Source organism: Actinophytocola sp. (assembly GCF_009379765.1).
Lineage (GTDB): Bacteria > Actinomycetota > Actinomycetes > Mycobacteriales > Pseudonocardiaceae > Actinophytocola.
Genome location: NZ_WHTD01000109.1, coordinates 15454 through 27763, shown reverse-complemented (window position 1 = coordinate 27763; position 12310 = coordinate 15454). Strand labels below are relative to the sequence as shown.

The 12310-nt window shown below is 72.6% G+C and carries 8 protein-coding genes and 2 pseudogenes; 4 read left to right on the top strand and 6 right to left on the bottom strand.

Annotated features, from left to right (window positions below):
* Positions 1-336: 336 nt before the first annotated feature.
* On the bottom strand, positions 337-756 hold the full coding sequence (locus GEV28_RS28245) for an OsmC family protein (RefSeq protein WP_291415403.1): 420 nt from the start codon (positions 754-756) through the stop codon (positions 337-339).
* Between the two features lie 263 nt (positions 757-1019).
* On the opposite strand from GEV28_RS28245, the gene GEV28_RS28240 reads away from it, so the two are divergent.
* Positions 1020-2708: an IS1634 family transposase gene (locus GEV28_RS28240; protein ID WP_291415402.1), complete on the top strand. Its 1689-nt coding sequence runs from the start codon at positions 1020-1022 to the stop codon at positions 2706-2708.
* A gap of 95 nt (positions 2709-2803) precedes the next feature.
* On the opposite strand, the gene GEV28_RS28235 is transcribed toward GEV28_RS28240, so the two are convergent.
* Together GEV28_RS28235 and GEV28_RS28230 are read right to left on the bottom strand one after the other, a co-directional pair.
* Complete coding sequence (locus tag GEV28_RS28235; protein WP_291415405.1) at positions 2804-3346, bottom strand: zinc-binding dehydrogenase; 543 nt, start codon at positions 3344-3346, stop codon at positions 2804-2806.
* Positions 3250-3516: pseudogene (locus GEV28_RS28230) on the bottom strand (alcohol dehydrogenase catalytic domain-containing protein); the annotation flags it as partial. The pseudogene GEV28_RS28230 and the gene GEV28_RS28235, both read right to left, overlap by 97 nt.
* A gap of 124 nt (positions 3517-3640) precedes the next feature.
* Between GEV28_RS28230 and GEV28_RS28225 the strand changes: the two are divergent.
* From GEV28_RS28225 to GEV28_RS28215, 3 genes and pseudogenes are all read left to right on the top strand, one after another.
* Positions 3641-5631 (top strand): annotated as a pseudogene (locus GEV28_RS28225) (ABC1 kinase family protein).
* Complete coding sequence (locus GEV28_RS28220) at positions 5628-6032, top strand: SgcJ/EcaC family oxidoreductase (protein ID WP_291415400.1); 405 nt, start codon at positions 5628-5630, stop codon at positions 6030-6032. The pseudogene GEV28_RS28225 and the gene GEV28_RS28220 overlap by 4 nt, the downstream one beginning before the upstream one ends.
* Complete coding sequence (locus GEV28_RS28215; RefSeq protein WP_291415398.1) at positions 6011-6922, top strand: RNA polymerase subunit sigma-70; 912 nt, start codon at positions 6011-6013, stop codon at positions 6920-6922. Before GEV28_RS28220 ends, GEV28_RS28215 begins: the two co-directional genes overlap by 22 nt.
* On the opposite strand, the gene GEV28_RS28210 is transcribed toward GEV28_RS28215, so the two are convergent.
* The 3 genes from GEV28_RS28210 to GEV28_RS28200 form a co-directional block, all read right to left on the bottom strand.
* Positions 6877-7890, bottom strand: a complete 1014-nt coding sequence (locus tag GEV28_RS28210; protein ID WP_291415396.1) for an aldo/keto reductase — start codon at positions 7888-7890, stop codon at positions 6877-6879. The two genes, GEV28_RS28215 and GEV28_RS28210, sit on opposite strands and share 46 nt — an antisense overlap.
* Before the next feature lie 206 nt (positions 7891-8096).
* Complete coding sequence (locus GEV28_RS28205) at positions 8097-10724, bottom strand: LuxR family transcriptional regulator (RefSeq protein ID WP_291415394.1); 2628 nt, start codon at positions 10722-10724, stop codon at positions 8097-8099.
* Positions 10721-12271, bottom strand: coding sequence for a class I adenylate-forming enzyme family protein (locus tag GEV28_RS28200; protein WP_291415393.1), 1551 nt, complete (start codon positions 12269-12271; stop codon positions 10721-10723). The genes GEV28_RS28205 and GEV28_RS28200 overlap by 4 nt, the downstream gene beginning before the upstream one ends.
* Positions 12272-12310: the final 39 nt, after the last annotated feature.

Here is a 12310-nt window from a genome sequence, read left to right as displayed (position 1 = left end):
GCTCCTACCTCACCAGCGCCAGCGGCCACGGCATCCGCGCCATCGACACCATCCACACCGCCCTCACCGGCAACCCCTGGCACCCCACCCACATCACAACCTGACCGTCCCCAACGCGGGGCCACCCGTGAATGGACACCTCGGAGAAGTCTGACAAGGATTCCGAGAAATCATCGGGCACGAATAAGTCGACTTCCCCATGATACGAAGATGCCCCGGGGTTCACTCGGGGCATCTTCGTCTCTACTACCCGTTCCGTTCACCACGTAGCGTTACAGTCCGGCGCGATGTGCCACAGTCGACCCGCTGTTCGCCGGAACGCGCGGCGCGTTTGCGCTAACCGGCGATCGACGGGTGGACCGGAGTGCCGCGTTCAACGGTGCGGCTGACCGTGCAGAGGCGGTCGTGGGAGAGCTTCACCGTGCGGGGCAGCAGCTTGCGGGCCGCGTCGCCCCGGTCGCCGTCGGGGAACGTCACGTCGAAGGTGACGGCCAGGTTCTCCATGTGGTTGCCGGTCTCCTGGTCGGACACCTTGTCGCCGCTCACCGTGACGGTGAACGTCGTCGGCTCGACCCGGCGGCTGGTGGCGACGTCGGTGTCGACGGCCGTGCAGGTGCCGATGGCGGCGAGCAGCAGCTCGACCGGCGAGAAGTCGTCGCCGCCGACCGGGATGGTGCCACCGCGCGGGTTGTGCACGGTGTAGTGCCCGACCGAGTCGCGCTCGATCCGGACCGATCTGAACGAGTCGTCTGCCATGCGGCCACCTTACGGCCGGACGACGGTGATGCCGGCACCGGCGGCCGGACTGTCCATTGCGGACAGCGCGGCGGGTAGTCGCGGGCGGCCATGCCGTGCGTGCCGTGGACGGACTGCTCCTGCGCGACGACAGGTGCCTCGTCGCGGGAGTGCTGAACCTTCCGTGACGAGGCACTAGCCTGACTTTCCAGCTTTGGTGATTGATCGGCGTGTCTTCCGTTGTCTTGCTTGGGTTTTGGGTGGTTCTGGTGTATTACCTAGATATGCCGTCGATCGTGGGTAAGCGTCAGGGTAACCAGACGTACTACTACCTGGTGGAGTCCGCACGGGTGGACGGCAAACCACGGATCGTGTCCCAGCAGTATCTGGGCAGTGCCGCGGAGGTCATGGCCAAGTTGTCCGGCGCATCATCGGGTGAGCCGGTGCGTAGCCAGCACAAGGCGTTCGGGGACCTGGCCGCGGTCTGGGGGATGCTGGAACGCCTGGACGTGATCGGAGTGATCGACGAGGCGGTGCCGCGTCGCCCGCACGCCGGCGCGACGGTCGGCACCTATCTGGCATTGGCGACAGTGAACCGGATCGTGGCGCCGTGCTCGAAGCTGGGTTTCGTCGACTGGTGGAACACCACAGCCGGGCCACGCTGGATGAAAATCGCCCCCTCGGCCCTGGACCACCGCAGGTTTTGGGACGCGATGGACCGTCTGGGCATCAATGAGCTACAGGCGGTCGAGGCCGAACTCGGCCGGCGCATGGTCACCGAGTTCGGCCTGGACCTGTCCGCGCTGGTGCTGGACATGACGAACTTCGCCACCTTCATCGATTCGGCGAACGACCGGGCACCGATCGCCCAGCGCGGCAAAGCGAAACAGAAGAGAACCGATCTGCGGTTGGTTGGGGTGGCCCTGGTGGTCACCCGCGACGGTGGCGTCCCGCTGCTGTCCCACGCCTACCCCGGAAACCGCCCCGACGTCACCCAGTTCACGTCCGTCATCGACGAGTTCCTGACCCGGTATCGGGATCTGACCGAACACGTCGAGGACCTCACCCTGATCTACGACGCCGGCCAGAATTCCACCACCAACCACGGACAGGTCGAAACCACCGGGATCGGGTTCGTCGGATCCCTGCCACCCTCGGACCACCCCGGTTTGCTGGCGTTGCCCAGGAAAGCCTTTAGCGTGGTCGATGAAGCCCGCTACCCTGGCGTGACATGCATCGACACAACCGTGACCGCACTGGGTGTCACCCGTCGCGCCGTGCTGACACACTCCCCGACCCTGCACGCCGCCCAGACCCGCGGCTTCGCCCAGACCCTGGCCAAGGCTCGCAAGCAACTGGCTGAACTGCAAGCCCGCCTGGCCCGCGGGAACACCCGCAAAGACCGGGTCGGTGTGGAAGCCGACATCGCCGCGATCCTTCGGCCACGCTGGGTCGACCAGGTCATCACTGTGACTCTCACCGGAGACGGGCCCGCCACATTCCGGATGAGGTGGCGCACCGATACCGCCGCCCGCACACGCCTGGAAACCCGACTGTTCGGCAAGCGGATCCTGTTCACCAACCGCGACGGCTGGACCACCGCCGAGGTGGTGGCGGCCTACCGCTCCCAAGCCGAAGTCGAATCAGGGTTCCGCCAACTCAAGGATCCCCACGTGGTGTCGTTCAGCCCGATGCACCACTGGACCGACCAGAAGATCCGCGTTCACGTCTTCTACTGCGTGCTGGCCCTGACGATCGCGCATCTCATGCGCCGCCAAGCCGAACAAGCCGGCCTGCACCTGTCCGTGCGCGAACTCCTGGCCGAACTGGCCGGGATCGAAGAAACCGTGCTGCTCTACCACGACGGCGGCAAAGGCCGCCCCCGCGCCCAGCGGATGCTCACCGAAACCACCGCCACACAACGTGAACTCGCCGACCTGTTCGGTATCGAGCGCTACGCACCGACTCGCTGACCAGCAGCGACACCACGTTAGGTAATACACTCGGCCTGCCCAAAACCCTGCCTGGCCAGCGGAAACGCTGCCACAAGTCAGGCAAAGCAGGAAAGTCAGGCTAGGTCCATGGGCAGCGGCGGGGTGGCGGCGGTGCCGAGCAGGAGACCGGCCTGCACGTGCCGGCCGCGCCGCCGCAACGACCGCACCGAGTTGACGGCGGTGACCGGCGAGCCGACCGCGTCGACCGACACGTGCGCGCCGCCGCCGGTGAGCTCCGCGATGGCCGCCGGGTCGTCGACGACGTGGGCGCCGAGCTCGCGGGCCCGCCGATCATCACCGCGTACAGGCCGACGCCGCCGCAGCCGTGGACGGCGAGCCAGTCGCCGCGCATGAGCCTGCCGTGCACGGTGGGCGCCCGGAACGCGGTGGCGAACCGGCAGCCGTGCGAGGCGGCGGTGACGAAGTCGACGGACTCGGGCAGCCCGACGAGGTTGGCGTCGGCCGCGTGGATCGCGACCCGCTCGGCGAACGAGCCGGGCCCGGTGAACCCCGGCTGGGTCCGGTGTGGACAGACCTGCGCGTCGCCGGCCAGGCAGTACGCGCAGGTGCCGCACCCGCACACGAACGGGACGGTGACCCGGTCTCCCGGCCGCCATCGGGTGACCGCCGGGCCCACCGACGCCACGACGCCGGCGAGCTCGTGCCCGGGAATGTTCGGCAGCGCGACGGGATCGTGCCCCTGCCAGGAGTGCCAGTCCGACCGGCAGACCCCGGTGGCCCGGACCTCGACGACGGCCCCGCCGGCCGGGCACGCGGGTTCCGGCACGTCGGTGACCACCGGCAGCTCCCGGTACCCGGAGTAGACGACCGCCTTCACCGGACCAGGCTGTACATGCAGGTCAGGACGCGGCGCGGGACGGCCGCGGCGCGGTGTGCTTCGATCAGCGGCAATGGCAACCGTGATATTCGGGCTGCTCAGCCTGCCGCTCTACGTCCTCATGCTGTGGCCCCTGGTCGTCGCGTCGCGGCGGGTGCTCGGGGTGCGGATCAGAACCGTCCGCGCGCTCATCGGGGCCGCGGTCGGGTGGGGGATCGCCGCGCGGATCATGATCGCGCTCGTCCCGACCTTCGAGCGGTCGGCCGGCGCGTTCTTCGGCCTGCTCATCCCCGTCGCCGGCTGCGCGTTCCTCGCCACGCTGATCTTCCTGTTCCTCGCCGAGATGGCCCTCCCCAGCGGCGGCGGGCTCGGCGTGGTCGGCCGGATCCGCTCGCTGCGCAGGCGCGTCCGCCGGGCCCGGCGGTACTCGCAGGTCACCCGGATCGCGGTGAAGCACGGGATCGGCCAGTACCTCGTGGGTCGGCGGGCGGACGGCGGGCAGCGGCAGGCGGTCCTCGCCCGGTCGCTGCGCCGCGCGCTGGAGGACGGCGGGGTCACCTTCGTCAAGCTCGGCCAGGTCCTCTCCACCCGGCCGGACCTGCTGCCGGCCGCGTACATCGACGAGCTGTCACGGCTGCAGGACCAGGTCGCGCCGGTCGACCAGGACGCCATCGAGCGCGACCTCGTCGACGAGCTGGGCCGGCCGCTGGACGAGGTGTTCGCCGAGTTCGAGCGCGAACCGCTCGGCACGGCGTCGATCGCGCAGGTCTACGGGGCGCGGCTGCACAGCGGCGAGCGCGTCTCGTGAAGGTGCGCAGGCCCGGCATCGACCGGGTCGTGGAGCGCGACCTCGACATCGTCGACCGGGTCGTGCGCTCGCTGGAGCTGCGCGCGAGGTGGGCGCGCTCGCTCGGCGTGGTCGACCTCGCCGACGGGTTCGCCGCCGCGCTCACCGAGGAGCTCGACTTCCGCGTCGAGGCACGCAACATCGCCGCGGTCAACGCCGCTTACACCGGCACCGAGGTGTCCGTCCCGACCGTCCACACGGAACTGTCCAGCGAGCGGGTGCTGGTGATGGACCGCCTGGACGGCGAGCCGGTGCGCGCGGCGGTCGGCTCGGTCGAGCCCGCGCGGCGGGAAGGCCTGGCCCGAGCGTTGCTCGACTGCGTGCTGCGCCAGGTGCTGCTGTACGGGGTGTTCCACGCCGACCCGCATCCGGGCAACGTGCTGCTGCTGACCGACGGCAAGCTGGGCCTGCTGGACTTCGGTTCGGTCGGCCGGCTCGACGCCGGCCTGCGCAACGGGTTGCGGGACGTGCTCGCCGCGGTCGACCGGGGCGACTCGGCGGCGCTGCGCGACGGGCTGCTGGAGATCGTCGACCGGCCGGACGAGATCGACGAGCAGCGGCTGGAGCGGGCGCTCGGCGGGCTCGTCGCCAAGCACGTGGCGCACGGCCAGGCACCCGACCTGGACATGTTCACCGACCTGTTCCGCGTGGTGGCCGACTTCAGGCTGTCGATCCCGCCGCCGATCGCCGCGGTGTTCCGCGCGCTCGCGACGATGGAGGGAACGCTCGCGCTGCTGTCGCCGGGGTTCAACATCCTGCTCGAGTCGAGGGCGTTCGCGAACGCGCTGGTCGGCGAGCGGATGCAGCCGGACTCGCTGCGCCGGACGGCGACCGAGGAGCTGCTGTCGCTGCTTCCCGTGCTGCGCAGGCTGCCGCGCCGGGTCGACCGGGTGACCTCGGCACTGGAGCAGGGCCGGCTGTCGGTGAACGTGCGGCTGTTCGCCGACGAGCGCGACCGCGCGGTGGTCACGGGCATGCTGCACGAGGTGTTGCTGGCGCTCACCGGGACGGCGACGGGTCTCATGGCGGTGCTGCTGCTGGCGAGCACGAGTGGGCCGCGGGTGCTGCCGGAGGTGACGCTCAACCAGCTGTTCGGCTACAACCTCCTGGTGATCAGCGCGCTGCTGGGGCTGCGGCTGCTGTTCGTGGTGTTCCGCGCGCAGCGTCGCCGGGTGGGCGATTCCTTGCGGGCACGTGACGGGTCTACCCACCCATGACGAACACACTTGTACAGGACGACAGCGCGGTGCGGGCGGTGCTCGACGGCGTGTACGCGGCCTGGGCGGCCGGTGACGCGGACGCCTTCGTCGCGGGTTACGCCGAGGACGCGACCGCGGTGCTGCCGGGCACGTTCCTGCCGGGCAAGGCGGCGGTGCGGGCCGCCATGGCGGCCATGTTCGCCGGGCCGCTCAAGGGGTCGTACGCGCTGCACGAGGTGCGGAGCGTCCGGTTCCTCGACGGCGCGGCGATCGTCGTCAGCAAGGGCGGCGTGGTGCCGGCCGGGCAGACCACGCCGGCCGAGTGGGCGGTCGAGACGCGGGTGCTCGCCGCCTCCGGCGGCGAGTGGCTCGTCAAGGCGTTCCACAACTGCCCGGCGTGCCGACGACCGACGCGTTGACCGACGCGTTCACTCGTGCGGCCGAGCCCTTCCGGCGCGAGCTGGTGGCGCACTGCTACCGGATGCTCGGCTCGGTGCACGACGCCGAGGACCTCGTGCAGGAGACCTACCTGCGGGCGTGGCGCGGTTACGAGGAGTTCGCCGGCCGGTCGTCGATGCGGACGTGGCTGTACCGGATCGCGACCAACGCGTGCCTGACCGCGCTGCGGCAGCGCGGCCGGCGCGCGTTGCCGGCCGACCTCTCCGCCGGCGCTTCCGTGGTCGACTGGCTGCAGCCGCTGCCCACCGATCCGGCGACCGTCGCCGAGGACCGGGAGTCGTTGCGGCTCGCGCTGGTGGCGTCGCTGCAGCTGCTGCCGCCGCGGCAGCGCGCGGTCCTGCTGCGGCGGGACGTGCTGGCGTGGCCAGCGGAGGTCGCCGACCTGCTCGACACATCGGTCGCCGCGGTGAAGAGCACCCTGCAGCGCGCCCGCGCCCGACTCGCCCAGGTGACGCCCGACGCGGTGACCGAACCGCCTTCGCGCGAGGCGCGGGAGCTGCTCGGCCGGTACATCGCCGCGTTCGAGCACTCGGACGCCGCGCTGCTGTCCCGCCTGCTCCACCGCGACGCGACACTCGAGATGCCGGCGTCCCGCACCCACGGCGAGGACGCGCTCCGGGGCGCCGTCGCGGGCCTGGGCTCCCCCGGCGACTGGCGGATGCTGCCGGTCACCGCGAACGCCCAACCGGCGGCGGCGGTGTACCTGCGCGGCACGGCCTACGGGATCGTGGTGCTCACGCCGGCGGGCGAGCGGATCGCGCGGATCACCGTGTTCGCCGACCGGGCCTGCTCGCGCTGTTCGGCCTACCCGAGGTGGCGTGAGCGCTGGTCGACGCCGAGGACGCCGTAGGGGTAGTCGGCGACGATCGGGGCGCTCGCCTCGGTGAGCAGCTCGGTCTCCTTGTCCGTGAGGTGCAGCTCCGCGGCGCCGAGGTTGTCGTCGAGCTGCTCGATCGTGCGGGCGCCGAGGATCACCGAGGTGACCGCCGGCCGGCCGGCGACCCACGCGAGCGCGATCTGCGACATCGACACGCCGCGGCCGTCGGCGACCTCGCGGACCGCGTCGATCACCCGCCAGGTGCGTTCCTCGGCGGCCCGCGGGCCGTAGGCCTCCATGCCGCGCCGCGGGTCCTCGCCCAGCCGGGTCGCGCCGGTGGGGGCCGCGTCGCGGGCGTACTTGCCGGTGAGCCAGCCGCCGCCGAGCGGGGACCACGGCAGCATGCCGATGCCCTCGTTGCGGCAGACGTCGACGAGCTCGAACTCGATGTCGCGGACGAGCAGGTTGTACTGCGGCTGCAGCGTCACGATCGGCGCGGCGTCGCCCGCGAGCAGGGCGGCCTTCTGCAGCTGCCAGCCGACGAAGTTGCTGACGCCCGCGTACCGGATCTTGCCGGCCCGCACCGCGTCGTCGAAGAAGCCGAGCGTCTCCTCGATCGGGGTCAGCGGGTCCCACGCGTGCGCCTGGTAGAGGTCGACGTGGTCGATGCCGAGGCGGCGCAGGCTGGCGTCGAGCGCGCGGGTGAGGTTGGTGCGGGTGAGGCCGGCGTCGTTGGGCCCGTCGCCCATGGGGAAGCGGCCCTTGGTGGCGATGACGAGCTGGTCGCGCACCGGCGTCTTGGCCAGCCACCGCCCGATGATCTCCTCGGACAGCCCGCGCGAGTAGACGTTGGCCGTGTCGACGAAGTTGCCGCCGCGTTCGAGGAACCGGTCGAGCTGGGCGTGCGACACCTCCTCGCTGCTCTCCGCGCCGAACGTCATCGTGCCAAGGCACTGCGCGGACACGATCGTGCCCGTCCGGCCGAGGGGGCGGTACTCCATCGATCTGCCTCCGTCGTCTGGTTCACCCCCAGTCTGGTCCGGACCGATTCAGCTGTCCAACCCGCGAGTCCAACACCCAGAACCCGCGAGTCCAACGCTCCGGACCCGCGAGTTGAAGGTTCGGGACGGTGAGTGGGTGTTGTCGGGGATCGCGAATGTTGGACTCGCGGGTCGCGAGCGTTGGACTCGCGGCTTGCGTGGAGGGGCTACAGGCCGGCCACGCGGCGGGCCAGCTCCACTCGGGAGCGGACGCCCAGGGTCGTGAAGATGTTGCGCAGGTGGTGGTCGACGGTGCGGTGGCTGATCACCAGGCGGCGGGCGATCTCCTTGTTCGTCTCGCCCACGGCGACCAGGCGGGAGATCTCCGCCTGCTGTGGCGTGAGGCCGGCGATCGACGGGGCGCGCCGGCGGGTCGGCTCCACGTCCGGGGCCTGGACGGCCTCACCCGTCGCGCGCAGGCCCGCGCGGGCCCGGTCGGCCCAGCGGGGGGCGCCCGCCGAGTCGAAGACGCGCAGCGCGTCGCGGAACAGGTCGCGGGCGGCGCGGGTCCTGCGGTGGCGGCGCAGCCGGTGCGCGTAGGCCATCTGGGTCCTGGCCAGCTCCATCGCCGCGCCTGCGGTGCGGTGCAGCGTGATCGCGCCGGCGAAGTGGCGCTCGGCCTCGGTCGGGTCGGTCGCCAGCAGGCCGTGGCAGCAGTGCGACAGCGCGAGCCAGGCGTCGCTGCCACCGGCGCTCACCCAGGCGTCGAACGTGTGCAGGGCGCGCTCCGCCCTGGCCGGCTGCTCGACGAGGACCGCCGCCTCGACCAGCTGCGGCGTGGCCAGGACCTGGATCGCCGGCTGGGCGCCGCTCACGCCGGCGGCCATCGCCTCCAGGCGGCCCAGCGCGTCGGCCGGGCGGTCGTCGGCGAGGTCCAGGCAGGCGTGCGCCCAGGAGGCGATCGCGCACGGGCGACCGAGACCGCGGCCCGCGATGCCCGGCGCCGCGGTGTCCAGTGTGGACAGCGCGGTGCCCCGGTCGCCGCGCAAGGCCGCGGACAGGCCGAGCAGGGACAGGTGCTCGACCCACGTGTTGCGCTGCGCCGCGGCCGCCGCGGTGGCCAGGCCCTCGGTCGACGCCGCCCGCGCGGCCGGGTGCCGGTCGAGCACGATCGCCGCCAGGGACAGCTGGACCAGCGCCCACGGCAGCGTCGACTCGCGCCCGGACAGCCGCGCCCGGCTCACCGCCGCCGACGCGCAGTCGTAGGCCTTCTCCCCTCGCCCGAGCGCGAACGCGGCCTCGGCCGCCCACAACGCCTCCGCGACCCCGGCCGACGCCTCGCCCAGCTCGACGACCCGCCGCAGGTACCCGGCCGCGTCGGCGTGCCGCCCGTCGAACGTCGCCGCGAGGCCGGTGAAGTGCGCCGTCGCCATCTCGGTCGCGCCGGCGGGCAGGGCGCGGGCCATCGCCTGGTAGCCGGGGAGGTCTCCGCTCAGCCGCCGCGCCTCGCCGGCCAGCACCAGGGCGCTCGCCGCCGCCGCGGGGTCGGCCAGGCGGGTGGCGGCCGTGGCGAGCTCGTGGGTCGCCACGGCCGGCTCGCCGTCCCGCAGTTCCATCTCTCCGTGCAGCAGCGCGATCTCACCATCGTCGGCCCCGCCCGCCCGGGAGAGCAGCACGCGGGCCCGGCCCGGGCGTCCCGCCTGCCACGCCTGGCGGGCGGCGGCGAGCATGCGGGACGCCCGGAGTCCACTGTCGACGGTCAACGCGGCCGCGCGCTCCAGCAGCGTCGCGGCGGCCGCGGGAGACGGCGCGTCCGCGGCGGCCAGCGCGAGGTCGTCGGCGAACGGCGACCCCGGCTCGGCCATCGCCCGGTGCCACAGTCGCTGCGGGCCGTCGACGGCCGCCGCCAGCATGGTGTGGGCCGCTCGGCGATCCGCCGCCGACGCCAGCGCGTACAGCGTCGACCGGATCACCTTGCTCGGGCGCCGCACCACCGTCCCGTCCAGCCGCAGCAGGCCCGCGGCCACGACCTCGTCGACCGGGCCCAGCGCCAACGGATCCACTGTGGACTCGGCCACCGCGCACAGCAGCAGCCGCCGAGCCCGTGCCGGCAGCGCGGCCAGGCGGGCGGCACAGTCGGCGCGGCGCGGACCCTCAGGCAGCTCGTCCGGCAGCGGCGCGCGGCCGGCCAGCTGCTCCGGCGTCAGCGCGCCCGCCAGCGCTACCAGGTCCAGCGGGTTCCCGCCGGCCAGGTCGGTGAGCACCGCCCGCAGCCCGGCCGGCACCTCCGTGACGATCCGGTCGCGCAGCACGCGCTCGCACGCGTCGTCCGGCAGCGGCGCCAGCGACAGCCTCGACGTGCCGGCCAGCGCGTCACCGAGCTCGGACCGGGACGCCAGCACCATGAAGACCGCGTGCCCGGACAGCCGGCGCGCCACGAAACCCAGCACCGCCGAGGACTCCGGGTCCAGCCACTGCGCGTCGTCCACCCGGCACACCACCGGACGGGCGGCCGACAGCCGGACCAGCAGGTCGTGCACCCCGCACCGCAGCGACAGCGGCGCCCCGCCCATCGCCAGCCGCAGCTCGGCGGCCAACGCGGAGGAACCGGAGACGACCGGCGACAGCAGCCGATGCAGCCCGCCGAACGCAAGCGTGCGCTCGGCATGGATGCCGCGCACGTCCAACGCGAGAGCATCCTCCACGGGCAGCGACGCGAGCAGCGCCGACTTGCCCATACCGGCCTCGCCGAGCACCACCAGCGCCGCGCCGGCCCCGGACCGCGCCCGGTGGAGCAGCTCACCCAGCCGGTGCAGCTCCCCGTCCCGGCCGTGCAGCACCGGAGCGGCCGTCACGACAACCGGCCCCGCAGCTCACGCTTGAGCACCTTGCCGGCCGCCGAGACCGGGATCGAGTCCACGAGGTACACGTCCCGCAGCCGCTTGTACGCCACGACCTGCTCGTTCACCGCCGACATCAGGTCCGCCGGGGACACCGACGGGCTCGACGGCACCACGAACGCCACCGGCAGCTCGCCGACGGATGTGTCCGGCTTGCCGACCACGGCCGCCGCCAGCACGCCGGACTGCGCGGCCAGCAGCTCCTCGAGCTCGCGCGGGTACACGTTGTACCCCTTGTACAGCAACATGTCCTTCATCCGGTCCACGATGGACAGGTAGCCGTCCGGGTCGAGCACGCCGATGTCGCCGGTGTGCAACCAGCCGTCGACGAGCACATCAGCGGTCGCGTCGGGACGGTTGTGGTAGCCCAGCATCACCTGCGGGCCGCGGATGCACACCTCGCCCCGCTCGTCCGGCCCCGACGCGCCGTCGATCCGCACCTCCGTGTCGAAGACCGGCACGCCGACCGTCCCCGCCTTGCGCACGCCCGACCGGTGCACCGGCCCGAGCGTCGCGCCCATCGTGACCTCGGTCAGCCCGTAGCCCTCGCTCACCACGGCGTCCGGCGCCAGCGCGCGCAGCCGGTCGATCATCTCCAGCGGCATCGGCGCCGCGCCGGAGGAGATCGCCTGCACCGAGGAGAGGTCCCGGGTGTAGATGTCCGGGCAGCTCAGCAGCGCGGCGAACAGCGCGGGCGCGCCGCCCATCCCGGTGATCCGCAGCCGCTCGGCGTCCGCGAGGTAGCCGACCGGGTCGAGCCGGTCGTGCAGCACGGTCGTGTATCCGGCCAGTACCAACGCGTTCAGGCCGGCGATCGTGCCCATCGCGTGGAACCACGGGGTCAGGTTGATCGCGACCGCGGTGCCCAGCCGGGTCGGCCACTCCACATCGCTGCCCACCTGGTCGAGCACCAGCCCGCCGTCGGCGTCCAGCGCCGGCAGCGAACCCGTGCCCCAGCAGCTGTACTGCAGCGAGTTGATCACGACGTTGCGGTGCGGCAGCCGCACGCCCTTGGACTCGCCGGTCGTCCCGCCGGTGTAGGCGAGGTGTGCGAGGCCGCCGAGGTCGACATCGACCGCGGGCGGCCACGACGGCTGGTCCGCGCAGATGCCCGGCACCTCGGCCGCGGTGACCGTGAGCACCGCGCCGGAGTCCGCGACCTGCGCGGCGGCGGCCGCCGTGGGCAGCAACGGGTTCACCGGCACGAACGTCGCCCCGGCGAGCACGATCCCGTAGTAGGCAACGGGATACTCCAGGCAGTTCGGCATCACCAGCGCCACGCGGTCCCCTGTGGACACTCCGCGGGCGCGCAGACCGTGCGCGAACCGCGCGGCCCGGCGGCCCAGCTCGGCGTAGGTCAGCGACTCCTCGCCCCGCGCGAACGCGACCCGGTCGCCGTACCGGCGGGCCGAGCCGGCGACTATCGCGCCGACCGGGACCTCGGGGTACTCGAGCGATGCGGGCAGGCCCGGCGGCCAGCTCTCCGCGGTGCGAACCGACATCGGGCCTCCTCAATGAGCGCCCTCCGATGAAACACCAAC

Coding starts and splice junctions, on each gene's coding strand:
- GEV28_RS28245 (WP_291415403.1), bottom strand. CDS start 756: ATGGCAGACGACTCGTTCAGATCGGTCCGGATCGAGCGCGACTCGGTC.
- GEV28_RS28240 (WP_291415402.1), top strand. CDS start 1,020: ATGCCGTCGATCGTGGGTAAGCGTCAGGGTAACCAGACGTACTACTAC.
- GEV28_RS28235 (WP_291415405.1), bottom strand. CDS start 3,346: ATGGCGGCCGGGAGACCGGGTCACCGTCCCGTTCGTGTGCGGGTGCGG.
- GEV28_RS28220 (WP_291415400.1), top strand. CDS start 5,628: ATGACGAACACACTTGTACAGGACGACAGCGCGGTGCGGGCGGTGCTC.
- GEV28_RS28210 (WP_291415396.1), bottom strand. CDS start 7,890: ATGGAGTACCGCCCCCTCGGCCGGACGGGCACGATCGTGTCCGCGCAG.
- GEV28_RS28200 (WP_291415393.1), bottom strand. CDS start 12,271: ATGTCGGTTCGCACCGCGGAGAGCTGGCCGCCGGGCCTGCCCGCATCG.